Origin of the sequence: Streptomyces sp. NPDC058632 (assembly GCF_042717095.1) — a bacterium.
Lineage (GTDB): Bacteria > Actinomycetota > Actinomycetes > Streptomycetales > Streptomycetaceae > Streptomyces.
On record NZ_JBHXQZ010000039.1, the window covers coordinates 42767 to 68418 of the forward strand.

Consider the following 25652-nt stretch of genomic DNA (forward strand, 5'->3'; position numbering starts at 1 on the left):
CGCACAGCGTCACGCGGATACGGCCACGCCGTACCGCTGCCCGCGTACGCCGAGGGCGCGACGCGCCGACGCGGATTCGGCTGCCGGTGCCGGAACTCCCGGAAGGACAGTCGCAGGTGAGCACTGTTGCCCTGCTTCCCCCACGGAAACAGCAGAAAGAGGAGTCGATCACCGCCTGGGCGCTCGCCGCCCGCAACGGAGACGCCGAGGCCGTGGAGCTCTTCGTCCGCGCCCTGCACCCGGACGTCCGCCGCTACGTGACGTTCCTCGGCGCCGACCCGCAGAGCGCCGACGACCTGGCCCAGGACACGTTCCTGCGGGCCCTGAGCAGCCTGCACCGGTTCGAGGGCCGCTCGTCGGCCCGTACCTGGCTGCTGGCGATCGCCCGCCGGGCCGTGATCGACGGCATTCGCCACAGCTCCACCCGTCCCCGCCTGTCGGACGCGGCGGACTGGGAGGCGGTCGCCGAACGCAACCAGCCGTGCGACCTGCCGGGCTTCGACGACGGTGTCGTCCTCGCGGAGCTGCTGGACGCGCTCCCCGACGACCGGCGGGAGGCGTTCGTCCTCACGCAGATGCTCGGTCTCCCCTACGCGGAGGCCGCCCTCGTCACCGGCTGCCCGATCGGCACGGTGCGCTCACGGGTCGCCCGCGCCCGCGTCTCGTTGATGCGGTGGCTGGACGAGGCCGACGACGGGTGACGGCCTTCCTCCGGCCGGGCGGCGACACGGTGCCCGGCCGGAGGAAGGCCGGGCAGTAGCCTGGGCCGTCGGTCCAGTGGCTGACGACGCCCCGGAGGCAACGCGTGACGACCACCACCCCGCCGGTCACCCTCGACGACGTGCGTGCCGCCGCCGCACGCCTCGAGGGCGTGGCCCATCGCACACCGGTCCTGCGCTCCCGCACCCTGGACGCGCTCGTCGGCGCCGAAGTCCACCTGAAGTGCGAGAACTTCCAGCGCGTGGGCGCCTTCAAGTTCCGTGGTGCCTACCATGCGGCCTCCCGCCTCACCTCCGAGCAGTTGTCCCGGGGCATCGCCGCCTACTCTTCCGGCAACCACGCCCAAGCCGTCGCCCTGGCCGCGAGGGAACTCGGCACCACCGCTGTCATCGTCATGCCCGAGGACGCCCCGCCGTCGAAGCGGGCGGCCACCGAGGCGTACGGCGCGGAGATCGTCACCTACGACCGGTACACCGGCGATCGGGTGGCCGTCGCCGAAGCCCTGGCCGCGGAGCGCGGGCTGGCACTCATCCCGCCCTACGAGCATCCGCACGTCATCGCGGGTCAGGGCACGGCGGCCCTCGAACTCCTCGAGGAGATCGGAGAGCCGGACATGCTGCTCGCACCGGTCGGTGGCGGTGGACTGATCGCCGGAAGCGCCACCGCGGTCAAGGGCCTGTACCCCGGGGCGCGGGTGACCGGCGTCGAACCGGAGGCAGGCGACGACACCAAGCGCTCCCTGGAGGCGGGACACCGGGTGAGCATCCCGGTCCCGCGCACCATCGCCGACGGCCAGGCACTGCACACGCCGGGTGAACTGACGTTCTCCGTCAACCAGAGGCTCCTGGACGGGATCGTCCTCGTCGGTGACGACGAGATCAGGCACGCCATGCGGTTCGCCTTCGAGCGGCTGAAGATCGTCCTCGAGCCGAGCGGCGCCACTCCCTTGGCAGCGCTCCTGGCCGGCCGTGCCGGCCGCCTCCCGGGCAAGATCGGAGTGATCCTCTCCGGCGGCAACATCGACGCCGCGCGCTTCGCCCTCCTCTGCGGCCCCGGCACCTAGGCGGTCTCCAGCAACTCCTTGAGCCGTGCCAGGTCGGCGGCGACCATGCGGGCGTCCCGCTCGAACGCGGCGTCGCTCGTCCCCGGCTGCCGGCGGAGGGTGAACACCACCTCACTCCCCGAACCGTCGACGAGCACGCGGACCGGGTTGTGGACGGTCTCCCCGGAAGGCAGCGTGACGTCGTGGTCGAGTACCCCCCACTCGTTGCGTGGTGCGAAGGCGATCACGACCCGGCCCATGGGGGAGGACTCCGCGACCCATTGGCCCTTGATTCTTTCGACGGAGCCTCCCAGGCCATGGGCCCATGCGGGCAGGTTGGCCGGTTGTGACGCATAGGCGTAGACATCGGCGACGGTGCGGTCGATGCAGATGCTGAGGTGGCGCGATTTCCTGCCGGTGCTCTTCATGGCGGTGACGGTAGCCGGACACCGTCTGCCTCCTCTTGAACGAATCGGACACGTATGGCCCACCGGGCGACCCTTGGACGTACCGGTACCGGCCCTGTCACTCGAATGGCGTACCCGTCTTGAGGGACGGACGATGGAGTGGTGGGGCCGAGACCCCCGCCGGTGCCGCGCGGACGGAGACCGGCCCCGGCCGCGCGGTGCTACGGCCGGAAGGGAGCAGGGACATGCTGGAGATCAAGACACTGGACAAGCCGGACGAGCGGCGGGACTTCCCCAGGGGACACCTCGAAGCCGTCCACATGACCGGACTGGACTTCGCCGTGGCCGCCTTCGAGCCCGGGTGGCGCTGGTCCGAATCCGTCGGACCCATCGCCGGAACCCCGAGCTGCCGGATCCACCACAACGGTTACGTCCTCCAGGGCCGGCTGCACATCCGCATGGACGACGGCGCCGAGAGCGAGGTCGGCCCCGGCGACGTCTTCGTCTGCACACCCGGCCACGACGCCTGGGTCGTCGGCGAGGAACAGGTCGTGGTGTACGACTTCGCGGGCGCCATGGCCCAGAGCTATGCGAAGGCCACCGACTAGCCCCCACGGGACGAGCGCGCAGGGCAGTGGTGACCCTCAGGGAGGAAGGCAGGCAGCGACGGCGAAGGTGATCGAACGGACCGGGACCGGCCGGGCGGCGAAGGCCGAGCACCGGGCGAGGCGGGCCCAGGGCGGTTCCCCGTCCGTGGTCGCGGCCGGTCTCGTGCCCGAGCCGCTGGAGTCCGGCCGGTGTCGGGGGCGGGACGGCGGCCGCGGGATCAGCCGACCAGGACGACCTCCAGGGTGCGCGGGCCGTGGACGCCCTCCACCCGGTCGAGTTCGATGTCGCTCGTCGCCGACGGGCCGGAGATCCAGGTGAGCGGACGGGCCGGATCGAGTCGTTCGAGGGCGTAGGGGACGGAGGGGACGACCTGGGCGGCGCGGACGACGCAGATGTGGTGGTCCGGGACGAGGGTGATCCGGCGCCGGCCCTGGTCGGGGGAGCCGTCCAGGACGATCGTGCCGGTCTCGGCGACGGCGACCGCGCAGGCGGTGACCACGCTGTCGACCCGGTCCAGCTCCTGCGGGGTGCTCTCCGCCCGGTCCGCGACCCGTGTCACCCCGGTCCGGGCGAGCCAGCTCTCGTCAAGACCCGGCGGTACGAGCACCGACGACGAGCCGCGTGCGGCCAGGAGCCCGGCGACGACCTCGGCCAGCCCGTCGGCGCCGGTGCGGTGGACGACCGCCCGGTAGTCGGCGAGGTTCTCGGCGAGGAGATCCAGCGTCTGCGCCGGGGTGCGGTCACCGTGCTCGCGCAGGTAACCGCGGGGGACAGCCTGCTCGTACGGCCTGTCGTCGGTGCGCGGGACGTCGGCGAGGGCGCGCCGCACCCGGCCCAGGATCCGTTCCCTGCTGCTCACCGGTCACCGTCCTTGTCCTTGGCCCTGTCCTTGTCCTTCGCCGGAGTCCCGGCCGCGTCCGACGAGGGGGGACCCCCGGTCCCGCGTGTGCGCTGCCACCAGTCGCGGAAGGGCTCCGCCGGCACCGGAGGAAGATCCCGGGTCCCGCTCCACGCGCGGCCGGGACCCGGCAGGGCGCGCGGGTGGAGGCGCCGGGTGCGGGAGGCGAGACGCTGGCCGGTACGCAGCGCACCCGGGTGCGAGAACGCCCAGCGGGCCGCGCGCATCGCGGCGCGCTCGGCGGCGTGGCCCTTCGCGGGCTGCAGCACCACCCTGTTGCCGCCCCGGACCACCTGGCCGCCCTCCACGACCCGTTCCCGCAGATGCACCAGCACCTCGGGGATGTCGATGGCGACCGGGCACACCTCGTAGCAGGCCCCGCACAGCGACGAGGCGTACGGCAGGGACGCGTCGATCTCGCTTGCCGTGCCCCGCAGCTGAGGGCTGAGGATGGCTCCGATCGGGCCCGGGTAGACCGAGCCGTAGGCGTGGCCCCCGGCCCGCTCGTAGACCGGGCAGACGTTGAGGCAGGCCGAGCAGCGGATGCAGCGCAGCGCCTGACGGCCCACCTCGTCGGCGAGGGTGTCGGAGCGGCCGTTGTCCAGGAGCACCAGGTGGAAGGCGCGCGGGCCGTCCGCGTCGGTGGTGCCGGTCCAGGTGGACGTGTACGGGTTCATCCGCTCGGCGGTCGAGGAACGCGGCAGGGTCTGCAGGAACACCTCCAGGTCCTGCCAGGTCGGGACGACCTTCTCGATGCCGACGACCGAGATCAGCGTCTCCGGCAGGGTCAGGCACATCCGCCCGTTGCCCTCGGACTCCACCACCACCAGCGTGCCGGTCTCGGCGACCATGAAGTTGGCCCCGGAGATGCCGACCTTGGCCCGCAGGAACTTCTCCCGCAGGTGCAGCCGCGCGGCCTCGGCCAGTTCGGCGGGCGCGTCGGTGAGGCCCTCGGGCGCCGGGCGGCCCCAGCCGCTCATCTCACGGGCGAAGATGTCCCGGATCTCCCCGCGGTTGCGGTGGATCGCCGGGACGAGGATGTGCGAGGGCCGGTCCCTGCCCAACTGCACGATCAGCTCGGCCAGATCGGTCTCGTAGGCGCGGATGCCCGCCGCCTCGAGGGCCTCGTTGAGCTCGATCTCCTGCGTGGCCATCGACTTGACCTTGACGACCTCCGACTCGCCCGTCTCCTCGACGAGTCCGGTCACGATCCGGTTGGCCTCGGCGGCGTCGACGGCCCAGTGGACCGTGCCGCCCGCGGCCGTCACCGACTCCTCCAACCGGACCAGGTGGTCGTCGAGGTGACGGAGCGTATGATCCTTGATCCGTTTGCCGGCCTCCCGCAGCTCGGCCCAGTCCGACACCTCGGCGACGGCCTTCGCCCGCTTGGCCCGGATGGTGTGCGTGGCATGCCGGAGGTTGCCGCGCAGTGTGGTGTCGCGTACCGCCTCCCGCGCGGCCTGTGGAAAGGCCGGCATTCCGACGAACGTTCCGCTCGTACCGCTCATACGACCGCCACCTCCTCTTCTCCCGTCCCCTCTTCCGTGCTCGCCAGGATCTCCGCGATGTGCACCGACCGCATGCCGGTCCGCAGCCGGGTCATCGTCCCCCCGATCTGCATCAGACAGGAGTTGTCCGCCGCGCACAGCACCTCCGCGCCCGTCGACTCGGCGCTGCGCACCTTGTCGGCGCCCATCGCCGCGGAGACGTCGGAGTTCTTCAGCGCGAACGTGCCGCCGAAGCCGCAGCACTCCTCGGCCCCCGGCAGCTCCACCAGCTCCAGCCCTTCGACGGCCTCCAGGAGCCGCCGGGGCCGGTCGCCGAGCCCCAGGGAGCGCAGCCCGTGACAGGTGGGGTGATAGGTCACCGTGTGCGGGTAGTACGCGCCGACATCCGTCACCCCCAGCACGTCCACCAGGAACTCGGTGAGTTCGTACGTCTTCGGCACCACCGGTGCCAGGGTGGCCGCGAGGGCGTCTCCGCGCCCTTCCGCACGGGCCCGCTCGCCCATCCGTGGATACAGCTCCCGCACCATCGCCCCGCACGACCCGGACGGTGTCACGATCGCCTCGTAGTCCCCGAAGACCTCGGAGAAGTGCCGCGCCAGCGGCTCGGCCTCGTGCCGGTACCCGGTGTTGTAGTGCGCCTGGCCGCAACAGGTCTGCGCCATCGGGAAGTCGACCTCGACACCGAGTCGGGTCAGCAGCTTCACCACGGCGCGCCCGGTGTCCGGATAGAGCGTGTCGTTGACGCAGGTCAGGAACAGGGCGACACGCATCGCGGCTCCTTCTGGATCGATCATCGGGTGGGTGCAGGGTAGTGCGCGGGCGCCGCGCGGGGGAGGCCCCGGTCAGCCCCGGGCGAGCCGGGCCTGCGCGGCTTCCCACCGCCGCGTGCCGCCGCGCGGTTCGTACCGGGTCAGCGACCGGGTACGGGTGAGCAGGCGCCGCATCCCGGCCAGGTCGCCGGCCGGTCCGTGCACCCGGGCCTGCACGAGGACGTTGCCCAGCGCGGCCGCCTCGGTCGGACCGGCCACCACCGGCAACCCGCAGGCGTCCGCGGTCAGCTGGCACAGCAGGGCGTTACGGGTGCCGCCGCCCACGATGTGCACGACGTCGACCGACCGTCCGGCGAGCCGCTGGGCGTCCTCGACGGCCCGGCGGTGCGCGAGCGCGAGCGAGTCGAGGATGCAGCGGGTGATCTCGGCGGGGGAGGCGGGCACCGGCTGGCCCGAGAGACGGCAGGCCTCGGCGATCCGTTCCGGCATCCGCCCCGGCGCCAGGAACGCCGCGTCCCCGGCGTCCACCACCGACCGCAGCGCGGGCACCCCGGCCGCCTCCAGCAGCAGCGCCCCCAGAGCATCGGGCTCGCCCCAGGCCCGTACGCACTCCTGGAGCAGCCACAGGCCCATGATGTTGCGCAGGTACCGGACCGTGCCGTCCAGGCCCAGCTCGTTGGTGAAGTTGGCGGCGCGGCTCTCCTCGGTCAGCACCGGGGCGTCCAGCTCGAGACCGGCCAACGACCAGGTGCCGGTGCAGATGTACGCGAACCGTTCCCCGGCGGCGGGCACGGCGGCCACCGCGGACGCCGTGTCGTGCGAACCGACCGCCGTCACCGGCACGGGCCCGGCCAGCCCGGTCTCCTCCAGCACCTCGGGCCGCAACTCCCCAGCCGGATCACCGGGTTGCCGCAGCGGCGCGAAGAGGGAGAGGTCGATGCCCAGCCGGTCCGCGACCGGGTGGGACCAGTCGCGGGTGCGCGGGTCGATCAGCTGCGTGGTCGAGGCGTTGGTCAGCTCCGTGCCCTGCTCACCGGTGAGCCAGTACGTCAGCAGGTCCGGAATCAGCAACAGACGTCGTGCCTGGGCGAGTTGGACCGTGGAGCGGGCTGCCGTCAACTGGTACAGCGTGTTGAACGGCGCGTACTGCAGACCGGTCGCCGCGTACAGCTCCCCGGCCGGCAGGGTCGCCCACACCTTCTCCGCGACCCCCTCCGTACGACGGTCGCGGTAGTGCACCGGGTTGCCCAGCAGCACACCGTCCGCGTCCAGCAGGCCGTAGTCCACGGCCCAGCTGTCGATGCCGACGGAGGCGAGCCCGTCGCCCGCCGCCCGCAGCCCCTCCAGCACTCCGGCGTACAGCCCGAGGACGTCCCAGCGCAGCCCTTCGGGCACCCGCACCGGCCGGTTCGGGAAGCGGTGGACCTCGGTCAGTTCCAGGCTGCCGGGGCCGACGCGGCCGACCATGACGCGCCCGCTGGACGCGCCGAGATCCACCGCCGCGTACGGCCGCACATCCGCGCTCATCGCAGGAACGCGGCGGCGACGCCGGCGTCGACCGGGACGTGCAGGCCCGTGGTGTGGGTGAGGTCACCGCCGGTCAGCGCGAAGACGGCGGCCGCGACATGCTCGGGCAGCACCTCCCGCTTCAGCAGCGTGCGCTGCGCGTAGAACTCGCCCAGCTTCTCCTCCGGCACCCCGTACACCGCCGCCCGCTTGGCACCCCACCCGCCGGCGAAGATGCCCGAGCCGCGCACCACACCGTCCGGGTTGACGCCGTTGACCCGGATGCCGTGCTCACCCAACTCGGCCGCGAGGAGCCGCACCTGATGGGCCTGGTCGGCCTTGGTGGCCGAGTAGGCGATGTTGTTCGGACCGGCGAACACCGCGTTCTTGGACGCGATGTAGACGATGTCGCCGCCCAGTCGCTGCGCGATCATCACACGGGCCGCCTCGCGGGAGACGAGGAAGGAACCGCGGGCCATGATGTCGTGCTGGAGGTCCCAGTCCTTCGCGGACGTCTCGAGCAGCGGCTTGGAGACGGAGATCCCGGCGTTGTTCACCACCAGGTCGACCCCGCCGAACGCGAGCACCGCCGCCCGCAGCGCCTCTGCGATCTGCTCCTCCGACGTCACGTCCACGGTCACGGCGACAGCCTTGTCCGGCCCACCCAGTTCCTCGGCGACCGCGGCCGCGTTGTCCCCGTTCAGGTCCGCCACGACGACACAGGCGCCCTCGGCCGCCAGCCGCCGCGCGATCGCCTTCCCGATCCCGCTGCCGCCACCGGTCACCAGCGCCACCCGGGTGGCGAGCGGCTTCGGCCCGGGCATCCGCTGGAGCTTCGCCTCCTCCAGGGCCCAGTACTCGATGCGGAACTTCTCCGACTCCTCGATCGGCGCGTACGTCGAGACCGCCTCGGCGCCGCGCATCACGTTGACCGCGTTGAGGTAGAACTCGCCGGCCACCCGCGCGGTCTGCTTGTCCTTGCCGAAGCTGAACATGCCCACGCCGGGAATCAGCACGATCGCCGGGTCGGCACCGCGCATGGCGGGGGAGTCCGGCAGGGCGTGGCGCTCGTAGTAGGCGGCGTACTCCTCGCGATAGGCGGCGTGCAGTTCCTCCAGCCGGGCCACGGCCTCGTCCACGGGGGCCGACGGCGGCAGATCGAGGACGAGCGGCCGGACCTTGGTGCGCAGGAAGTGGTCCGGGCAGGAGGTGCCGAGCGCGGCCAGCCGCGGGTGCTCGGCCCGGGCCAGGAAGTCCAGGACGGCCTCGGAGTCGTCGAAGTGCCCGACCTGTGCCCGGTCCTGGGAGGCGAGGGCCCGCACGTACGGTGCGAGAGCCGCCGCACGCTCCCGCCGCTCGGCCTCGGGCAGTGGCCCGTACCCGTCGAGCACCGGCCCGAACGGCTCCGGCCCGCCCCGCTCGGCGAGGAACCGTTCGGCGGTGCGGATGATGTGCAGCGAGTTGCGCTCGCACTCCTCGGAGGTGTCGCCCCACGCGGTGATCCCGTGCCCGCCCAGGACACAGCCGACGGCCTGCGGGTTGGCCTCCTTGACCGCGGCGATGTCCAGGCCGAGCTGGAAACCGGGCCGACGCCACGGCACCCACACGACGGTGTCGCCGAAGCACTCCGCGGTCAGCTTCTCCCCGTCGGCCGCGCAGGCGAGCGCGATCCCGGAGTCGGGGTGCAGATGGTCGACGTGCGGGGCCTTCACCAGCCCGTGCATCGCGGTGTCGATCGACGGCGCCGCCCCGCCCTTGCCGTGCAGGCAGTAGTCGAACGCGGCGACCATCTCGTCCTCGCGTTCGACGCCCGGGTAGACGTCGGTCAGCGCCCGCAGCCGGTCCAGCCGCAGCACGGCGAGCCCCGCCCCGGTCAACGTCCCGAGATCCCCGCCGGACCCCTTGACCCACATCAGCTCCACATCACCCCCGGTCACGGGATCGGGCGCGGTGCCCTTGGCGGAGGTGTTCCCGCCGGCGTAGTTGGTGTTCCGGGGATCGGCACCGAGCCGGTGGGAACGGGCGAGGAGGGCGTCGGCCTGAGGATGGTTCGACATGAACGTCATTCCTTGTCTGAAATCTAAGAGGCGTAGGGGAAACGCGCCCCTTCAGGGGCGCGGGGAACCGCGCGATCAGCCACGACGAGCCCGCAGCCCGCGGTGCACAGGACAAGGAGGACGCTTACGCCCCCCATCCCGCCTGCTCCCCACCCACCCGCTCCGCGACAATCCTTTCGGCCCACCCTGATCGCCGGTACGCCTCGATGGGGTCGGGGTCCAACCCCATCTCCTCCCGCACCTCCCGCAGCAACGGCCGCACATCTGTGTTGTACGCGTCCATCAGCACGGCGTTGGCACCCAGCACATCGCCGGAGGCCTGCGCAGCGGCCAGCGCCCCCGCATCGACGAGCAGTGCCTTCGCCGTGGCCTCCTGCACGTTCATCACGGACCGGATGATCGCCGGGATCTTCGCCTCGATGTTGTGGCACTGGTCGAGCATGAACGTGGTCCCGGAGGTGAACCCGCCCCCGCGCACCACCTCGTGCATGATCCGGAACAGCTGGAACGGGTCGGCGGAGCCCACCATCAGGTCGTCGTCGGCGTAGAAGCGCGAGTTGAAGTCGAACCCGCCGAGCCGCTCCTCGCGCAGCAGCGTGGCGACGATGAACTCGATGTTGGTGCCCGGCGCGTGGTGGCCCGTGTCGACGACGACCTGGGCCTGCGGCCCGAGTTTCAGGCAGTGCGCGTACGCGGTGCCCCAGTCCGGGACGTCCGTCGTGTAGAAGGCCGGCTCGAAGAACTTGTACTCCAGCAGCATCCGCTGGCCCTCGCCGAGCCGTTCGTACACCTCTGCGAGCGCTTCGGCGAGCCGGTCCTGGCGGGCGCGGATGTCGTCCTGGCCGGGATAGTTCGTTCCGTCGGCGAACCACAGCTTCAGGTCCGTCGAACCGGTCGCGTCCATGATGTCGACGCACTCGAGGAGATGGTCCACCGCCTTGCGGCGGACCGCCGCGTCCGGGTGACAGACACTGCCGAGCCGGTAGGCGTCGTCCTGGAAGGTGTTGGAATTGATCGTGCCGAGCCGCACACCGCGGTCCTCGGCGTGCTGGGCCAGCGCGGTGTAGTCGTCGACCTTGTCCCACGGGATGTGCAGCGCGACGGAGGGCGCGGCCCCCGTGAACTCGTGCACCTTGGCCGCGTCGTCCAGCTTCTCCTGCGGGGTGCGGGGCACACCCTGCTGCGCGAACACCTTGAAGCGGGTCCCCGAGTTGCCGTACGCCCACGACGGCGTCTCGACGGCCTGTGTCTTGAGAGCGGCCTTCGCCGCGGCGAGCTCGGTCACGTCAGGGCTCCTGTGACATCGGGTCGTATCGACCACTAATAAACGGCTGACTGAAACGGCTGACTGAAATGGTTGAGTGAAACGATTCAGAACGGGAAGCTATGGCGCCCTCGAAGAGGTGTCAACCCCTCCGGCCAAGACCGCCTTCCGTGACCAGGGTGTGACCTGAAGCTGTCGAAACTTTTTCGACCGGGACCCATTGACGTGACATACACCGCGCGCCTAACGTCCCGGCAACCCAGTTGAAACCTTTCACGACGCCGCGAGGGCCACCCCGCCGGACGTCGTCGAGGAGCCCTCATGACCCACCCGTCCGACACGGGTCCGGCCCCGGTTCTCGCACTGAGGGACGTCTCCAAGTCCTTCGGCGCGGTCCGCGCCCTGCGGGACGTCTCCCTGGATCTGTTCCCCGGCGAGGTGCACGCCCTCGCCGGGGAGAACGGAGCCGGCAAGTCGACCCTCATCAAGACGCTCGCCGGAGTGCACCGGCCGGACGCCGGCCAGGTGCTGCTCGACGGTGCGCCCGTTCTCTTCCACGGACCCGGCGACGCCCGCGACGCCGGGATCGCCGTGATCTACCAGGAGCCCACGCTCTTCCCCGACCTGTCGATCGCCGAGAACATCTACATGGGCCGCCAGCCCCGGCGTGCCCTCGGCCGGATCGACCACAAGACCACCCGCACCGCCACCGCGGCCCTGATGCAGCGGCTCGGCGTCGAACTCGACCCCGACCGCCCGGCCCGCGGCCTGTCCATCGCCGACCAGCAGATCGTCGAGATCGCCAAGGCGCTCTCCTTCGACGCCCGCGTCCTGATCATGGACGAGCCGACCGCCGCCCTCACCGGCAGCGAGGTCGCCCGCCTCTTCGGCGTCGTACGCGCCCTGCGCGAACAGGGTGCGGCGGTGCTGTTCATCTCCCACCGCCTGGAGGAGATCTTCGAGATCTGCGGGCGGGTCACCACCCTGCGCGACGGCGCCCGGATCGCCAGTGAACCGCTGGACGGCATGACCGAGGACGACCTGGTGCGCCGCATGGTCGGCCGCGACCTCGAGGAGCTCTACCCCAAGCAGGAGGTACGTCCCGGCGAGATCGCCCTGAGCGTGCGCCGGCTGACCCGCGAGGGCGTCTTCACCGACGTCTCCTTCGACGTGCGCCGCGGCGAGATCGTCGGCCTCGCCGGGCTCGTGGGCGCCGGGCGCACCGAGGTGGCCCGCGCCGTGTTCGGCATCGACCGCTGGGACGCCGGCGAGGTCGAGATCGACGGACGCGCGCTCACCAACGGCGCTCCGTCCACCGCCATGGCCGCCGGCCTCGCCCTGGTCCCCGAGGACCGACGCGCCCAGGGTCTGGTGATGGACATGTCCATCGAGCGCAACATCGGCCTGACCGGACTGCGCACGACCGTCCGCGCCGGCCTGATGGACCGGGGCGCCGAACGCAGCCGCTCCCTGGACTGGGCGGTCAGGCTGCACGTCAAGTACGCCCGGATCGCCGACACCGTCAACACGCTCTCCGGCGGCAACCAGCAGAAGGTCGTCCTCGCCAAGTGGCTCGCCACCGGCCCCAAGGTGCTCATCGTGGACGAGCCGACCCGGGGCATCGACGTCGGCACCAAGGCCGAGGTGCACCGGCTGCTCTCCCAGCTCGCCGCCGACGGCGTCGCGGTCCTGATGATCTCCTCCGACCTGCCCGAGATCCTCGGCATGGCCGACCGCGTGCTGGTGATGCACGAGGGCCGCCTCACCGCAGAGATCCCCCGCACCGACGCCACCGAGGAAACCGTGATGGCCGCAGCCACGGGGAGGGCCGCATGACGGTCGTCAGCCCCGACCCCGCCCCCGTCGCCGAGGTGCCGAAGTCGAGTGGCACCCGGCTGGTGGACCGCGTGTTCAAGGTGCGCGAACTCGCCATCCTGCTCGTCTTCCTGGTGATGATCGCCGTCACCCAGGCCGGCAACAGCGAGTTCCTGTCCGAGCAGGGCATCAAGGACCTGCTGCTGAACGCGACCATCCTGGTCCTCGTCGCCACCGGCCAGGCCCTCGTCGTCATCACCCGCAACGTCGACCTGTCGGTCGGCTCCACGCTCGGCATCTCCGCCTTCGCCGCCGGGATCCACCTCCAGGGCGGCGGGAACCCGGTCGTCGCCGTCGCGCTGGCGGTGCTGCTCGGCATCGGCTTCGGACTGCTCAACGGACTGCTCGTCAGCCTCGGCCAGGTGCCCGCGCTCGTCGTCACCCTCGGCACCCTCTACATCATCCGCGGCATCGACTCCATCTGGGTCGGCTCCCGCCAGATCACCGCCGCCGATCTCCCCGCCGGATTCGTCGACTTCGGCTCCGGGGGCATCTCGGCCGTGCCCCACCTGGCGCTCATCGCCCTCGCGGTGCTCGTGGCCACGGCGTACTACCTGAAGCACTTCGGCAGCGGACGCGAACTGTACGCGCTCGGCTCCAACCCCGAGGCCGCCCGGCTCGCCGGCATCCCCGTACGCAAGCGGATCCTCGCCGCCTACACCTTCTGCGGCGCCCTCGCCGGACTCGCGGGCGCGCTGTACCTGGCCCGGTTCGGCAACGTCGACTCCGGCACCGGCACCGGCTACGAACTCACCGTCGTCAGCGCCGTCGTGGTCGGCGGCGTGGTCTTCACCGGCGGTTCCGGCAGCGTCTACGGCGCCGCCCTCGGCGCGCTCCTGCTGACCTCCGTCAACAGCGTCCTGCCCGCCCTCGGCGTCAGCTCCGTCTGGGTGCTCGCCATCAACGGCATCCTGCTCATCCTCGCCATCGCGGTCGACCGGATCGTCGCCCTGCGCGTGGCCACCGCCCTGAAGAAGAGGAACGCCCGCCATGGCTGACTCCGCTCTCGCGCGCGCCGTCCGCCGGTCCCCCTCCGTGCGGTGGGACACGGTCGTGGGCGCCCTGCTCGTCGTGGTCCTGCTGCTGTCCTTCGCCACCGTCGACGGCTTCGGCAACGTCCTCAACCTGTCCTTCCTGATCGGCAACACCCTGCCGATCGCGCTGATCGCCCTGCCCATGACGCTGCTCGTGGTCTCCGGCGAGATCGACCTCTCCGTCGCCTCCACCGCCGGTCTGTCCGGCGCGGTCATGGGCGCCCTGTGGAACCAGGGCATGACCATCGAGACGATCATCCCGATCTGCCTGCTCATCGGCGTCGTCTGCGGCCTGGTCAACGGCCTGCTCGTCACCCGGCTCGGACTGCCCTCCCTCGCCGTCACCATCGGCACCCTCGCCGCCTACCGGGGCATCGCGCAGATCGTGCTCGGCTCCGACGCGGTGACCGACTTCCCCGCGCAGTACCTCGACTTCGCCGCCGGACGCATCGGCGACACCTTCGTCCCGTACGCGCTGCTGCCGTTCCTGGTGCTGCTCGCGATCGCCGTGGTCGCGCTGCATGCCACCCCGTTCGGGCGCTCGCTGTTCGCCACCGGCGCCGGCGAGGAGGCCGCCCGCTTCGCCGGCATCCGCGTCAGGCGGCAGAAGCTGATCCTGTTCACCCTGACCGGCCTGATGGCCTCCCTCACCGGAGTCTTCTGGGCCCTGCACTACGCCAGCGCCCGCTACGACAACGCCACCGGCCTCGAACTCTCCGTCGTCGCCGCCGTACTGCTCGGAGGCATCGACTTCGACGGCGGCAGGGGAACCCTCGGCGGCGCGATCGCGGGCGTCTTCCTGCTCGGCACGCTGCAGAACGTCATGAGCCTCGCCAACGTCTCCGCCCAGTCGCAGATCGTCGTCACCGGCGTCCTGCTCGTCGTCTCCGTGCTCGGCCCGCGCGTCGCACGGCAGATCGCCGCCGCACGTGCCGGACGCCGGGCCGCACCGCCACCGGTGCCCAAGGAACCCGCCCCGACCCCGTGAATCCTCCTTGTCCGTCCTTCTCGCCGTAAGGAACCCACCATGCGCAAGTCCTCCCTCCGCCGGACCTGTGCGGCCCTCGCCGCCGTCACCTCCCTCGCCCTGGCCGCCACCGCCTGCGGCGGCACCACCAAGGACGACGTCAAGAACGAGGGCGGCGGCTCGGCGGCCACGGCCGGCAAGGCCGACCCGAACGCGCCCACCAAGAAGGGCCTGACCGTCGGCTTCCTGCCCAAGCAGGTCAACAACCCCTACTTCACCAGCGCCGACAAGGGCGGTGAGAAGGCACTGAAGGAACTCGGCTCCACCTACAAGGAGGTCGGCCCCTCCAGCGCCACCGACACCGCCGGCCAGGTCTCCTACGTCAATACGCTCACCCAGCAGCAGGTCGACGCCATGGCCGTCTCCGCGCAGGACCCCGGCGCGCTGTGCACGGCGCTCAAGCAGGCCATGAAGAACGGCATCAAGGTCGTCACCTACGACTCCGACACCACCGCCGACTGCCGCAACGCCTTCGTCTCGCAGGCCAGCGGCGAGGACCTGGGCCGTACCGAGGTCCAGTTGCTCGCCGAACAGATCGACCACAAGGGCGAGATCGCGATCCTGTCCGCCGCGCAGACCGCGACGAACCAGAACGCCTGGATCGAGTTCATGAAGGACGAGCTCAAGGACCCCAAGTACAAGGACATCAAGCTGGTCAAGGTCGCCTACGGCAACGACGACGCCCAGCAGTCCTTCCAGCAGACCCAGGGCCTGCTCCAGGAGTACCCGAACCTGAAGGGGATCATCTCCCCGACCACCGTCGGCATCAAGGCCGCCGCCCAGTACCTGTCCGGCTCCAAGTACAAGGGCAAGGTCAAGCTGACCGGTCTCGGCACCCCCAACGACATGCGCAAGTACGTCAAGAACGGCACCGTCGAGGCGTTCGAGCTGTGGGACCCGGCCAAGCTCGGCGAACTCGCCGCGCGCACCGCCGTCGCCCTGTCCTCCGGCCAGATCACCGGCAAGGAGGGCGAGACCTTCGAGGCCGGCGCGATGGGCGAGTACACCATCGGCAAGGACGGCGTGATCAACCTCGGCAAGCCCACCGTCTTCAACGCCGAGAACATCGACCGGTTCGACTTCTGATTTCTCGTCGGCTCGTAAACTCGTCAACCCGTACGGGAGGAGCGGTACCTCACATGCAGCGCGTCTGTTTCCTGCTCAAGGTCCGACAGGACCGGATCGCCGAGTACCGCGAACGCCACGCCGCCGTGTGGCCCGAGATGTGCGAGGCACTCTCGGCCACCGGCTGGCACAACTACTCCCTCTTCCTGCGCGACGACGGCCTCCTCGTCGGCTACCTCGAGACCGACGACTTCGAGGCCGCCCAGGCCGGTATGGCGGCCACCGACGTCAACGCCCGCTGGCAGGCGGAGATGGCCCCCCTCTTCGAGACCCTCGACGGCGCCCGACCGGACGAGGCGATGAAACCGCTCACCGAAGTCTTCCACCTCGCCTGAACCACGGACCCCACCCGAGGAGCCCCGGGATGAGACGACGCACCCTGCTGGCCGGAGCCGTCCTCGGCACCGTCGCCGGACCCGCCGCGGCCGGAGCCGCCCTCGGCGGGCCCGGTGACCGTGCCACCGCCCCTGCCGCCGCCCCCGGCCCGTCGGTCACCCCGGCCGGCCGCACCACCCTCGACGACCGGGCCATCTACTTCGTGTCCTACGACGGCCTGGTCAACAACAACTCCTTCCAGAAGAACGGCCTGCTGACCTACAAGGGCCACCAGTACGCCGTCTGGTACACCGCCGACCGCAGCGCCGTCGTCGGCCGCCGTACCCTCGGCGCGAGCACCTGGCAGACCGTCAGGACCGGTCACGCACTCCGCTACAACGACTCCCACAACGTCATCTCCATGGGCGTCTCGAAGACCGACGGCCGCCTGCACCTCCACATGGACTCCCACAGCGACGGCTTCACCTACGTCAAGTCCGCCGCCGGGCTCATGGACAACCCGTCCGCGCTGAGCTGGACCGCGAGCCGTTTCGGCGCCCCGCAGTCCACGCTCGACGGCCTCGCCCTCACCTCGCAGTTCACCTACCCGCAGTTCGTCTCCACCCCCGAGGGCCGGCTCCAGCTCAGCTACCGCGCCGGCGTCTCGGGCAACGGGCGCAACGCGCTGGCCGAGTACGACGGCACCCGCTGGACGACGCTGGGGGAGTGGACCGCCTCCACCGGCACCTACCGCAGCGAGCACGGCTCCTCCACCGCCCGCAACATGTACCTGCACGGCATCGACTACGACCGGAACGGGCGCCTGCACACCTTCTTCACCTGGCGGGAGCAGAACGCCGCCGTCATGTGCAGCCCCGGCGGCATCACCAACCACGACACCGGCTACGTCTACTCCGACGACCGGGGCCGCACCTGGCGCAACGACGCGGGCACCGTCGTCGCCACCACCGGCACCACCGACCGGGTCCTGGTCACCGACCCCGGCCTGGTCGTCGACCCGCTGAACCCGGACCACTCCCTGATGAACCAGGAGAGCCAGTCCACCGACTCGGCCGGCCGGCCGCACGCGATCATCAGCTACGTCCCCGGCCGCTTCGGCCAGTGCACCACCGCGTACGTCGCCGACCGCACCGCGAACGGCCGTGCCTTCCACGTCCGCCACACCGCCTCCGGCACCTGGCGCAAGACCGAGATCCCCGTCCCGCTGAACTCCAGCCAGCGCACCCGGCTGCTCCTCGACCGGTACGACAACGCCTACGCGGTCCTTCCCTACGGCAGAATCGCCGGCGCCTCCGCGGCCTCCGGCCACACCGACTGGACCCTGCTGTACGACGGCGCCGGCCTGAACGCCTTCGGCGAGGTCCTGATCGACGAGACCCGGACGACGCAGGACGGTGTGCTGTCGGTCATGTACCAGGAGCGCTCCAGCGGCACCACCCCGTCGGCGCTCCACGTCGCCGACTTCCGGCTGCCCACCTGACCCCCCACCGCCTCCCACCTGGCCCCGCCCACGCATCCTGCCCGCCCACCGCCGATCGCGGGGCGGTCGGGCCGGTAATGTGAACGACCACCGGCCGCCCCCTCACCTTTCGCCCTCGTCTCCTCGGAGGTCCCTGCCCGATGGCCCAGTCGGTGGGTATCAAGGACGTCGCCCGCGTCGCCGGAGTCTCCGTCGGCACGGTCTCCAACGTGATCAACCGGCCGGACACGGTCGCCGCCGAGACCCGGGCGCGGGTCCTGTCCGCCATCGACCGGCTCGGCTACGTCCGCAGCGAGTCCGCACGGCAGTTGCGCGCGGGCCGCAGCCGGATCATGGGACTGCTCGTCCTCGACATGGGCAACCCCTTCTTCGTCGACGTGGCGCGCGGCGCCGAACGCGCCGCGCGAGCGGCCGGGCTCGGCGTGATGGTCTGCAACAGCGCACAGAACGCGAGCGAGGAGGCCGAGTACCTCTCCCTCTTCGCCGAGCAGCGGGTACGGGGCGTACTGCTCACCCCGGCCGACGCCACCGGCCGCAACATCGAGGCCTTCCGCCGGCACGGCATCCCCTTCGTCCTGGTCGACCGGGTCGCCGAGGGCACCACGGAGTGCTCGGTCTCCGTCGACGACGTCGCCGGCGGCGCGCTGGCCGTGCGGCACCTCATCGACGCGGGCCACCGGTCCATCGCCTATGTCAGCGGGCCGCCCGGCCTGAACCAGGTCAGGGACCGGCGCACCGGCGCGCTGAACGCCCTCGCCGAGGCCGGACTCGGCCCACAAGCCCTGCGTGAACTGCCCACCGAGCGGCTCGACGTCGCCGCCGGACGGGACGCAGGGGCGCGGCTGCTCGGGCTCGCCGACCGCCCCACCGCCGTCTTCTGCGCCAACGACCTGCTCGCCCTCGGCGTGCTGCAGGCGATGTACGCGGCAGGGGTCGGCGTCCCGGACGACCTGGCGATCGTGGGCTACGACGACATCGAGTTCGCGGCCGCCGCGGCCGTCCCCCTCACCTCCGTACGCCAGCCCGCCGTCACCATGGGCGCACTGGCGGCGGAACTGCTGCTCGAGGAGACGGAGCCCCAGGCCGCGGCCGCGCCCCACGAACACCGCAGGGTGGTCCTGAGACCCGAGCTGGTCGTCCGGCGCTCCAGCCTGTCGGCGCGCTGACCGGCGAGCCCTGTACGCATGGCGTGATCCCGACTCCGACGGCCGGACGGCCATGTGCTGAACTGGGTCGCGGTCCGTCCGTCCGCTCGTCCAGGGAGCCCCGTTGACCGTCAGCTACCGCCAGCCCGGCGTCGTCCTCACCGACCGCCGCTTCACCGTACCCCTCGACCATGATGTGCCCTCGGGGGAGACGATCGAGCTGTACGCGCGTGAGGTCGTCGCCGGCGACCGGGCGGGCCAGGACCTGCCGTGGCTGCTGTACCTCCAGGGCGGCCCCGGATTCGGGGCGAACCGATTCGTCGGGAAGCCGTCCTGGCTCGGCCGGGCCCTGAAGGAGTACCGCGTCCTGCTGCTCGACCAGCGCGGCACCGGCAGCTCCACCCCCGCCAACCGGCAGACGCTCCCGCTGCGCGGCGGCCCCGCCGAGCAGGCCGACTACCTCGCCCGCTTCCGGGCCGACTCGATCGTCCGCGACTGCGAGGCGATCCGCCCGCAGGTCACCGGCGGCGCCCCCTGGACGGTCCTCGGCCAGAGCTTCGGCGGATTCTGCACCGTCGCCTACCTCTCCACCGCGCCCGAGGGCCTCGAGACCGCCGTGATCACGGGCGGTCTGCCCTCCCTGGACGCCCACGCCGACGACGTCTACCGGGCCGCCTACCCGCGCATCGAGCGCAAGGTCGCCGCCCACTACGCCCGCTATCCGCAGGACGTCGAACGCGCCCGTCGCATCGCCGGGCACCTCCTCGAGCACGAGGTCGTCCTCCCGAACGGCTACCGGCTCACCGTCGAGGCGTTCCAGTCCCTGGGCCGCGTGCTGGGCAGCGGCGACGGCAGCCACCAGCTGCACCACCTCCTGGAGGACGCCTTCGTCCCCACCCCGGCGGGCCCGGCGCTCTGCGACGCGTTCCAGGAGCAGGCACAGGGCCTGCTCTCGTACGCGGGCCATCCCCTGTACGCACTCATCCACGAGCCGATCTACGGCCAGGACGCCCGGCCCACCGCCTGGTCGGCCGAACGGATCCGGGCCGAGTTCCCGCGGTTCGACGCGCAGAAGGCCCTCGCGGGCAACGGGCCGCTGCTGTTCACCGGGGAGTCCGTGCACCCCTGGATGTTCGACTGCGACCCCGCCCTGCGCCCGCTGCGCGAGACAGCCGAACTGCTCGCCGCCCGCACCGACTGGGCCCCCTTGTACGACCCGGTCCGCCTCGCCGCCAACGAGGTCCCGGCCGTGGCGGCCGTCTACCACGACGACATGTACGTCGACACGGCCCACTCCCTGCGCACCGCGCGGGCGATCCGCGGCCTGCGCACCTGGGTCACCGACGAGTTCGAGCACGACGGCCTCCGCGCGGGCGGCCCCCGCGTACTGGACCGGCTGCTGGCGATGGCCCGCGACGAGGTGTGAGCCTTCGCCCTCTCCACCCCGGCGGGCCCGGCGCGTGTGCTGTGTCACGCCTCGGGATGTTGTCGGTGGTGGGGGGCGTCGGCTGCTTGCCGGAGAACATGCGCGAGGGTGGTGCGACTCGATCGTGTGATGGTCGGCTTGCGGGCTTGCGGGGTCGTGGGCCGTCCGGGTCAACGTGGTCGTGCGATCCGGGACGCCGGGTACGGCGCCGGTGAGCGGGGCCCCTGCTCCACCGGAGTGATGGTTCAGGGCCTTCCCGTCGCCTCCGGCCGTCCTCATGGTGCCGGGTCGCACAGGGAACCGGCCTCCCGGGCCCGGACCACGCACAGGATGCGTGTCGCCGCCCCGGGGCCGAGTACGCCGGGGACCCGGGGGTACCTCCCACGCCCTTGAGGCAGTGGGGGAGCGCCCAGGTCCGTTCGGGGCGTGCGGCCGGGCGGGCTCACTCCCGCTCGGCCCGGAGGAACGGTTAGCGTGCGGGCATGACCGAGGTGACACCCACTCGGCTCGCTCCCATGCCCGACGACTGGCAGCGTGCGCTGGCCGTCGTCGCCCATCCCGACGACCTGGAGTACGGCTGCTCCGCGGCGATCGCGTCCTGGACCGACGCCGGCCGCGAGGTCGCCTATGTGCCGGCGACCCGTGGCGAGGCGGGCATCGACACCCTGGCGCCCGCCGAGTGCGGCCCGCTCCGGGAACGGGAGCAACGGGCGAGCGCGGCCGTGGTCGGCGTGTCGACGGTGGAGTTCCTGGACCACCGGGACGGCGTCATCGAGTACGGCACCGCCCTGCGCCGGGACATCGCCGCCGCCGTCCGCCGCCACCGCCCCGAACTGGTGATCACCCTCAACCATCGCGACACCTGGGGCGGCACCCACTGGAACACCCCGGACCACGTGGCCGTCGGACGGGCGGTGCTCGACGCGGCCGGTGACGCCGGCAACCGGTGGATCTTCCCGGAACTGACCGAACAGGGCCTCGAACCCTGGAACGGGGTCCGCCGGGTCGCGGTGGCGGGCTCCAGCACCCCCACCCACGCCGTGGACGCGACGGACGGCCTGGACAGGGCGGTGCGCTCGCTGCTGGAACACCGCGCCTACATCGAGGCGTTGACCGACCAGGACCCCGAGGAGTACGTGCGCGGCTTCCTGACGGACAGCGCCCGGGAGACGGGCAAGCGGTTCGGCGACCGGCCCGCGGTCGCCTTCGAGCTGTTCTCCCGGTGACGACGGCGGTACGGCCCGGCGGGAAGCGCCCCCGAACGCAGGGCGGGCATCCGTCCCACGTTCCGCATGCTGAACGGATGTCAGAACCGAAGACCGGCCTTCCCGGTCCGCGTCGCTCTGCCGTTCACCGCCTCCGCCGCCTTCGCGGTGGACAAGCAGGCCGGCCGGCCCTGCCGGAACCTGCGTGAGGACCACCGCTGCCGCAGCCACGCGCGGCTGCGGCAGGAGGAGTCCAGCGGCTGCACGGTGTACGACCGCTCCGGCGCCTGACAGAAGGTCTCGCAGGTCACCTTCGGCGGAGAGGACTGGCGCACCGGGCCACCGGAGCGGGCCCGCCGCGTGTTCGACGTCTTCCCGGTCGTCCGGCAGCTGCACGAGCTGCTGTGGTACCTGACCGAGGCGCTCACCCTGCCCACGGCCCGCCCCCGTGCACGCGGACCCGCGTCGTGCGCTGGAGACGACGGAGAGGCTCACCCGGAGGGCTTTTGCGGGAGCTCGGGGAGCCGGACGTGGGTGCGCACCGGCAGGACGTCAACGTGCTGCTGCTGAAGGCCGGCGAACCGGCCCGGTCCGGGGTCCGGGGACGCCGAAACGCCCACGTGGCTCCTCCCTCACTCTCGGCTCCGCCCGAGCGGGGGAACCCCGTCGAGGGCGCTCCGGCGCCTTGTGACCGCACGCACCGGACGCCGCTGAGCCCGCCCTCCGGGCGGACGACGGGTATGTGCCGGACAGACCCCGGTCCGCCGTGGATCAGACCGGCGCCGGCGCCGTCCGCCGCTCCGGGCGGAGCCGCAGCCCTTCCGGCATCAGCGTCAGCCGCTCGGTCACGCGCAGCCGGTAGCCAGGATCGGACCGCAACTCGTAGCGGCGCAGCAGGAGCCCGAGCACCAGCGTCGCCTCGTGCAGCGCGAACTGCCGGCCGATGCAGGCCCGCGCCCCGGTGCCGAACGGCTTGAAGGTGTGCGGGGCACGGGACCGTACGGCCGGTGCGTCGAAACGGTCCGGGTCGAACCGCTCGGCGTCCGGGCCCCACACCGCGGGGTCCCGGTGCAGCATGGGGGTCAGCACCATCGTCCACGCTCCCCGCCGCATCGGATGTTCCCCGGCCAGCACCGTGTCCGTGCGGGCCTCCCGGGCGAAGGCGGGCGCGGTCGGCCACAGCCGCAGCGACTCGTCGAGCACCCGGCGTACGTACCGCAGCCTGGCCACCTGCTCGTAGTCCGGCGCGGCCGAACCGCCCCAGACGCGGTCCACCTCGGCGCGGGCGCGGTCCGCGACGTCAGGGTGCAGGGAGAGGAAGTGCAGGGCGAAGGAGAGCGCACCCGACGTGGTCTCGTGGCCCGCGACCAGGAAGGTGATGACCTGACGGCGGACGTTCTCGGACGACAGCCGCTCGCCGGACTCGGGATGCGCGGTGTCCAGCATCCGGTCGAGCAGGTCGCCCTCCCCGCCGCCGTCCGCGCGCCGGATCCGGACCACCTCGTCGACGATGCGGTTGAGACGGTCGATGTCGGCGGCGTTGCGCCGGCTCGCGCTCCGCAGCAGAAGCGGAGCCAGCGGCGCGGGCACCGCGTTGAGCCGCTGTGCGTAGCTGAGCGTGCCGACCATCGCGGTGATGAAGGGATGCGGCCGGGACCGTTCGAACGACCCGAAGTCGTGCCCGAACCCGGTGCGCGCGATCGTCTCCAGCGTCAGCTTGGTCATGTCACCGGGCACGTCCACCGTCCGGCCCCCGGCGACCGCGCGGTCCCAGCGGTCGGTCAGCCGCTCCGCCACGGCCAGCATCATCGTGTGATAGCCCGCCATGGCCTCACGGTGGAAGCCGGGGGCGAGCACGTCGTGGGCGAGCTGCCAGTTGGGCTCGTGGTTGTACGCGGTGAACAGGCCGTCTCCCGCGACCGGCCGCAGATTGGCCACGCCCAGCCCCACATGCTTGGCGAAGCGCGTCTCGTCGGCCAGATCGGCCGCGAGGTCCGCACCCGACACCAGGACGAACTCCTTGCCGAAGACGTTCCGCCGGAAGATCGGCCCCAGTCGGCGGGCGAGCCGCATCGAGTCCTGCACGGGGGTGCGGCTGCTCGAGCCGATGACGTCACCGAGGAGCGGGACCCGGTGGGGAGGGTGCGGAATGCGGTGCAGCGCGGGCCAGCCCTGCTCCGCACCGCGAAACCCCTTCGGCGGCACGGCCGGTGTCGCGGTCTCCGCCATGCGATTCCCTTCGGTCCGCTCGGCCCGGCAAGCGATTGCGACGCGGTGGGAGCCCGCGGAACCCGTGTTGCACGCGGGTTCAATACGACTCCTCAGTGTCGTCCCGTTGCTGAACCGGCGTCAAGTAAGGTGCGGGAATGGCCGCGAACGAGGGCGGGCGCGTGCGGCGCAGGCTCAGCACCGAGGAGCGTCGCGAGCAGCTTCTGTCGGTCGGGGCCCGGTTGTTCTCGGAAAGTCCGTACGACGACGTGTGGATCGAGCAGGTGGCCGGGATCGCCGGCGTCTCGCGAGGGCTGCTGTACCACTACTTCCCCACCAAACGGGACTTCTTCGCGGCGGTCGTGCGGCGCGAGAGCGACCGGATACTGCGCATGACCGCCGCGGTCCCCGGGGCTCCCGTACGGGAACAGCTCGCGTCGGGGCTCGACGCGTACCTGGAGTACGCGGCGGCGCACGCGCACGGCTACCGAGCCTTCCACCGCGCCGACGCGGCAGGGGACCGGACGGTGCGCCGGGTCTACCAGCAGGCTCTGGCCGCGCAGGAGCGGCAGATCCTGGCGGCACTGGCGGGGGACCCCGAATTCGGCCCGGTGCTCGCACGGCGGCCGGACGCGCGCCTCGCCGTGCGTGGCTGGCTGGCCTTCACCACCGCGGTCTGCCTGGAGTGGCTGCGCGGGTGCGAGCTGAGCCGGGAGCAGGTGCGCGACCTGTGCGCACGCGCCCTGCTCGGCGTTCTCGAGTCCTGAAAGGTCGCGCACAGGTCACGTGATCCGCTTGGCGTACGCCTCGATCTTCGCTAGGTTAGGCAAGGCTTACCTAATAGGAGGTTCGAGGATGGGTGACGACACGCACGGCTGGACGGCCGAACCCGGCGCGGCGGAACGGGCCCGTTCCGTGCTCGCCACCGCATGGTCCTGCGCGGTGACCGCGGGGGGCTCGCGCGAGGAGTTCGTCGGCGCGCACAGCGTGGCCGACGACGGCCGCATCCTGCTGCACGTGCCCGAGGACGGCGCGCTGCTCACCGCCGCGATCTGCGCGCCCCGAGGCGAGCCGTCCGCCGTACTGGAGTTCGCCGACGTCGCGCCCGTCCCGGTGCGCAAGAGGGTCCGTGCCCGGCTGTGGCTCGCCGGCTGGTTCGCCGTCGAGGACGGCCACCTCGCCTTCCGCCCCACGCGGGTGGTGCTGCGGCGGGAGTCCGGAGCCGTCGTCGTCGATCCGGACGAGTTCGCCGCGGCGCGCCCCGATCCGCTCGCCACCGCCGAGGCCCGGCTGCTGACCCACCTCGCCGACTGCCACGGCGACGCGGTCGAGCGGCTCACCCGCCTGGTCGACCCGGACAACCTGCACGGCGTGGTCCGCGTCCGGCCGCTCGCCGTCGACCGGCACGGACTCACGCTGCGCATCGAACGCGTCCGCGCGGGCGGTGACGTACGGCTCCCGTTCCACCGGCCCGCCGACGACCTCGGCCAGCTCACCGAACGCATGCACGTCCTCCTCTCCCGGGCGAGCGCCGTCACCTGCCCCCGCCCGCTGCAACGGCAACGCGCCGACGGCGACGGCTGAGCGGGCGCCCGAGCACACGACCGACCCCGCCCACCGCCCTCGACGCACGTCGGTCACCAGTCACCGTCCTCCACCGGCTTGCCCGGCGCGTCCCCGAGCTGCTTCACCTGGTGCGGCGAAGGCGGCTGCCAGGGCTCGTGGTCGTCCCCGAGCCAGTCGCCGACCGGCTTCACCGACCGGAGCGGGCCGGCCGGGCCGAGGTCCTGCGCGTCCTGGTCGTAGTAGTCGAACCAGGGAAGCCCCGCCCGGGTGTAGGCGGCCCGGTCCACCGGGGACGGCGGCGGCGCCTCGCCCGTGATGCGCCGCCACTCGGGAGGCGTCACCAGGTGGACGAACACCCGCCCCGAGGGCTGCTCGGCCCAGTCCGTCAGCGGCCGTTCGTCCTGATAGACCTCCTGGCGCAGGGAGCCGCCGACACCGAGACCC

Annotated in this window: 22 protein-coding genes and 2 pseudogenes; 15 read left to right on the forward strand and 9 right to left on the reverse strand. The window is 71.9% G+C overall.

Annotation, left to right across the window (positions count from 1 at the left end):
• Positions 1 to 116: 116 nt before the first annotated feature.
• Positions 117 to 701 (forward strand): sigma-70 family RNA polymerase sigma factor, encoded by a 585-nt coding sequence (locus ACFWVE_RS17095; protein WP_384014343.1) that lies wholly within the window; start codon positions 117 to 119, stop codon positions 699 to 701.
• Positions 702 to 805: 104 nt separating this feature from the next.
• Complete coding sequence (locus ACFWVE_RS17100; protein WP_384014346.1) at positions 806 to 1783, forward strand: threonine/serine dehydratase; 978 nt, start codon at positions 806 to 808, stop codon at positions 1781 to 1783.
• Here ACFWVE_RS17100 and ACFWVE_RS17105 read toward each other — a convergent pair.
• A complete protein-coding gene (locus tag ACFWVE_RS17105; protein ID WP_384014349.1) occupies positions 1780 to 2190 on the reverse strand; it encodes an SRPBCC family protein in 411 nt (136 codons plus the stop codon). The genes ACFWVE_RS17100 and ACFWVE_RS17105 overlap by 4 nt on opposite strands.
• A gap of 224 nt (positions 2191 to 2414) precedes the next feature.
• Between ACFWVE_RS17105 and ACFWVE_RS17110 the strand changes: the two genes are divergently transcribed.
• Positions 2415 to 2777, forward strand: a complete 363-nt coding sequence (locus ACFWVE_RS17110) for a cupin domain-containing protein (protein WP_384014351.1) — start codon at positions 2415 to 2417, stop codon at positions 2775 to 2777.
• A 218-nt stretch (positions 2778 to 2995) separates the two neighbouring features.
• On the opposite strand, the gene ACFWVE_RS17115 is transcribed toward ACFWVE_RS17110, so the two are convergent.
• From ACFWVE_RS17115 to rhaI, 6 genes are all read right to left on the reverse strand, one after another.
• On the reverse strand, positions 2996 to 3637 hold the full coding sequence (locus ACFWVE_RS17115) for a lactate utilization protein C (protein WP_384014354.1): 642 nt from the start codon (positions 3635 to 3637) through the stop codon (positions 2996 to 2998).
• Positions 3634 to 5184, reverse strand: coding sequence for a LutB/LldF family L-lactate oxidation iron-sulfur protein (locus tag ACFWVE_RS17120; RefSeq protein WP_384014357.1), 1551 nt, complete (start codon positions 5182 to 5184; stop codon positions 3634 to 3636). Before ACFWVE_RS17120 ends, ACFWVE_RS17115 begins: the two co-directional genes overlap by 4 nt.
• Positions 5181 to 5954, reverse strand: coding sequence for a (Fe-S)-binding protein (locus ACFWVE_RS17125; RefSeq protein WP_384014360.1), 774 nt, complete (start codon positions 5952 to 5954; stop codon positions 5181 to 5183). Before ACFWVE_RS17125 ends, ACFWVE_RS17120 begins: the two co-directional genes overlap by 4 nt.
• 72 nt (positions 5955 to 6026) lie before the next feature.
• Positions 6027 to 7481, reverse strand: a complete 1455-nt coding sequence (locus ACFWVE_RS17130; RefSeq protein ID WP_384014363.1) for a rhamnulokinase family protein — start codon at positions 7479 to 7481, stop codon at positions 6027 to 6029.
• The gene (locus ACFWVE_RS17135) at positions 7478 to 9517 is read right to left on the reverse strand and encodes a bifunctional aldolase/short-chain dehydrogenase (RefSeq protein ID WP_384014366.1); all 2040 of its coding nucleotides are present in this window, start codon (positions 9515 to 9517) and stop codon (positions 7478 to 7480) included. Before ACFWVE_RS17135 ends, ACFWVE_RS17130 begins: the two co-directional genes overlap by 4 nt.
• Positions 9518 to 9641: 124 nt before the next feature.
• Entirely contained in the window at positions 9642 to 10802 is a 1161-nt protein-coding gene (gene rhaI / locus ACFWVE_RS17140; protein ID WP_384014369.1) for an L-rhamnose isomerase, read from the reverse strand.
• Between the two features lie 300 nt (positions 10803 to 11102).
• On the opposite strand from rhaI, the gene ACFWVE_RS17145 reads away from it, so the two are divergent.
• The 10 genes and pseudogenes from ACFWVE_RS17145 to ACFWVE_RS17190 form a co-directional block, all read left to right on the forward strand.
• Positions 11103 to 12617, forward strand: coding sequence for a sugar ABC transporter ATP-binding protein (locus ACFWVE_RS17145; protein ID WP_384014372.1), 1515 nt, complete (start codon positions 11103 to 11105; stop codon positions 12615 to 12617).
• Positions 12614 to 13654, forward strand: coding sequence for an ABC transporter permease (locus ACFWVE_RS17150; RefSeq protein ID WP_384014375.1), 1041 nt, complete (start codon positions 12614 to 12616; stop codon positions 13652 to 13654). The genes ACFWVE_RS17145 and ACFWVE_RS17150 overlap by 4 nt, the downstream gene beginning before the upstream one ends.
• Positions 13647 to 14678: an ABC transporter permease gene (locus tag ACFWVE_RS17155; RefSeq protein ID WP_384014377.1), complete on the forward strand. Its 1032-nt coding sequence runs from the start codon at positions 13647 to 13649 to the stop codon at positions 14676 to 14678. Before ACFWVE_RS17150 ends, ACFWVE_RS17155 begins: the two co-directional genes overlap by 8 nt.
• Positions 14679 to 14717: 39 nt before the next feature.
• A complete protein-coding gene (gene rhaS / locus ACFWVE_RS17160) occupies positions 14718 to 15803 on the forward strand; it encodes a rhamnose ABC transporter substrate-binding protein (protein WP_384014380.1) in 1086 nt (361 codons plus the stop codon).
• Positions 15804 to 15856: 53 nt separating this feature from the next.
• A complete protein-coding gene (locus ACFWVE_RS17165; RefSeq protein ID WP_384014383.1) occupies positions 15857 to 16177 on the forward strand; it encodes an L-rhamnose mutarotase in 321 nt (106 codons plus the stop codon).
• A 29-nt stretch (positions 16178 to 16206) separates the two neighbouring features.
• On the forward strand, positions 16207 to 17658 hold the full coding sequence (locus ACFWVE_RS17170) for a BNR repeat-containing protein (protein ID WP_384014386.1): 1452 nt from the start codon (positions 16207 to 16209) through the stop codon (positions 17656 to 17658).
• A 140-nt stretch (positions 17659 to 17798) separates the two neighbouring features.
• Positions 17799 to 18824, forward strand: coding sequence for a LacI family DNA-binding transcriptional regulator (locus ACFWVE_RS17175; protein ID WP_384014389.1), 1026 nt, complete (start codon positions 17799 to 17801; stop codon positions 18822 to 18824).
• A gap of 103 nt (positions 18825 to 18927) precedes the next feature.
• A complete protein-coding gene (locus ACFWVE_RS17180) occupies positions 18928 to 20229 on the forward strand; it encodes an alpha/beta fold hydrolase (protein WP_384014391.1) in 1302 nt (433 codons plus the stop codon).
• A gap of 482 nt (positions 20230 to 20711) precedes the next feature.
• Positions 20712 to 21455: a PIG-L deacetylase family protein gene (locus tag ACFWVE_RS17185; protein ID WP_384014395.1), complete on the forward strand. Its 744-nt coding sequence runs from the start codon at positions 20712 to 20714 to the stop codon at positions 21453 to 21455.
• A gap of 66 nt (positions 21456 to 21521) precedes the next feature.
• Positions 21522 to 22111: pseudogene (locus ACFWVE_RS17190) on the forward strand (pentapeptide repeat-containing protein); the annotation flags it as partial.
• A gap of 94 nt (positions 22112 to 22205) precedes the next feature.
• On the opposite strand, the gene ACFWVE_RS17195 reads toward ACFWVE_RS17190, so the two are convergent.
• The gene (locus tag ACFWVE_RS17195; protein ID WP_384014397.1) at positions 22206 to 23663 is read right to left on the reverse strand and encodes a cytochrome P450; all 1458 of its coding nucleotides are present in this window, start codon (positions 23661 to 23663) and stop codon (positions 22206 to 22208) included.
• A gap of 137 nt (positions 23664 to 23800) precedes the next feature.
• Between ACFWVE_RS17195 and ACFWVE_RS17200 the strand changes: the two genes are divergently transcribed.
• Together ACFWVE_RS17200 and ACFWVE_RS17205 are read left to right on the forward strand one after the other, a co-directional pair.
• Positions 23801 to 24409, forward strand: a complete 609-nt coding sequence (locus ACFWVE_RS17200) for a TetR/AcrR family transcriptional regulator (protein ID WP_384014400.1) — start codon at positions 23801 to 23803, stop codon at positions 24407 to 24409.
• Between the two features lie 88 nt (positions 24410 to 24497).
• Positions 24498 to 25226 carry a DUF2470 domain-containing protein gene (locus ACFWVE_RS17205; RefSeq protein WP_384014402.1) on the forward strand — a complete coding sequence of 243 codons (729 nt, stop codon included), beginning with the start codon at positions 24498 to 24500 and terminating at the stop codon, positions 25224 to 25226.
• Positions 25227 to 25279: 53 nt separating this feature from the next.
• Here ACFWVE_RS17205 and ACFWVE_RS17210 read toward each other — a convergent pair.
• Positions 25280 to 25652: pseudogene (locus tag ACFWVE_RS17210) on the reverse strand (hypothetical protein); the annotation flags it as partial.

What these genes read in the sequence shown, in the direction of transcription:
- ACFWVE_RS17105 (WP_384014349.1), bottom strand. Translation starts at nt 2,190, where the DNA reads ATGAAGAGCACCGGCAGGAAATCGCGCCACCTCAGCATCTGCATCGAC.
- ACFWVE_RS17110 (WP_384014351.1), top strand. Translation starts at nt 2,415, where the DNA reads ATGCTGGAGATCAAGACACTGGACAAGCCGGACGAGCGGCGGGACTTC.
- ACFWVE_RS17120 (WP_384014357.1), bottom strand. Translation starts at nt 5,184, where the DNA reads ATGAGCGGTACGAGCGGAACGTTCGTCGGAATGCCGGCCTTTCCACAG.
- ACFWVE_RS17125 (WP_384014360.1), bottom strand. Translation starts at nt 5,954, where the DNA reads ATGCGTGTCGCCCTGTTCCTGACCTGCGTCAACGACACGCTCTATCCG.
- ACFWVE_RS17130 (WP_384014363.1), bottom strand. Translation starts at nt 7,481, where the DNA reads ATGAGCGCGGATGTGCGGCCGTACGCGGCGGTGGATCTCGGCGCGTCC.
- ACFWVE_RS17135 (WP_384014366.1), bottom strand. Translation starts at nt 9,517, where the DNA reads ATGTCGAACCATCCTCAGGCCGACGCCCTCCTCGCCCGTTCCCACCGG.
- ACFWVE_RS17145 (WP_384014372.1), top strand. Translation starts at nt 11,103, where the DNA reads ATGACCCACCCGTCCGACACGGGTCCGGCCCCGGTTCTCGCACTGAGG.
- ACFWVE_RS17150 (WP_384014375.1), top strand. Translation starts at nt 12,614, where the DNA reads ATGACGGTCGTCAGCCCCGACCCCGCCCCCGTCGCCGAGGTGCCGAAG.
- ACFWVE_RS17155 (WP_384014377.1), top strand. Translation starts at nt 13,647, where the DNA reads ATGGCTGACTCCGCTCTCGCGCGCGCCGTCCGCCGGTCCCCCTCCGTG.
- rhaS (WP_384014380.1), top strand. Translation starts at nt 14,718, where the DNA reads ATGCGCAAGTCCTCCCTCCGCCGGACCTGTGCGGCCCTCGCCGCCGTC.
- ACFWVE_RS17165 (WP_384014383.1), top strand. Translation starts at nt 15,857, where the DNA reads ATGCAGCGCGTCTGTTTCCTGCTCAAGGTCCGACAGGACCGGATCGCC.
- ACFWVE_RS17170 (WP_384014386.1), top strand. Translation starts at nt 16,207, where the DNA reads ATGAGACGACGCACCCTGCTGGCCGGAGCCGTCCTCGGCACCGTCGCC.
- ACFWVE_RS17175 (WP_384014389.1), top strand. Translation starts at nt 17,799, where the DNA reads ATGGCCCAGTCGGTGGGTATCAAGGACGTCGCCCGCGTCGCCGGAGTC.
- ACFWVE_RS17185 (WP_384014395.1), top strand. Translation starts at nt 20,712, where the DNA reads ATGACCGAGGTGACACCCACTCGGCTCGCTCCCATGCCCGACGACTGG.
- ACFWVE_RS17195 (WP_384014397.1), bottom strand. Translation starts at nt 23,663, where the DNA reads ATGGCGGAGACCGCGACACCGGCCGTGCCGCCGAAGGGGTTTCGCGGT.
- ACFWVE_RS17200 (WP_384014400.1), top strand. Translation starts at nt 23,801, where the DNA reads ATGGCCGCGAACGAGGGCGGGCGCGTGCGGCGCAGGCTCAGCACCGAG.
- ACFWVE_RS17205 (WP_384014402.1), top strand. Translation starts at nt 24,498, where the DNA reads ATGGGTGACGACACGCACGGCTGGACGGCCGAACCCGGCGCGGCGGAA.